Below are 294 nucleotides of genomic sequence, written 5' to 3' on the forward strand. Positions count from 1 at the left end.
CTGGCATTACGACGACAACGGCAAGCTGATACGCCGCGAGCGCCCGCCCCTGCCCGACGGCACCCCGGATGAAATGCTGTTCGACCACGATGACGCCGGACGGTTGAGTGAAATCGCCCACCGCAGCGAAAACCATCTGGTCTGTGTGCGCTATGAATACAACGGCAACGGCCGGGTGACGGCTGAGCACCAGCTCATCCACAATGCGCAGGGGGACAGACTCTGGGAGTACAGCGTGGCCCGCAAATATGACCCGCGTGGTTTTGAGTCCACCGTCACGTATGACGGCCTGCC

At 61.9% G+C, this 294-nt stretch carries 1 protein-coding gene; it reads left to right on the forward strand.

The window, feature by feature from the left end:
- On the forward strand, positions 1–294 hold a 294-nt coding region (locus tag GBAG_RS22965), incomplete at both ends, for a hypothetical protein (RefSeq protein WP_034500321.1).

This window comes from Buttiauxella agrestis ATCC 33320 (genome assembly GCF_000735355.1).
In the GTDB taxonomy this organism is placed as follows: Bacteria; Pseudomonadota; Gammaproteobacteria; order Enterobacterales; family Enterobacteriaceae; genus Buttiauxella; species Buttiauxella agrestis.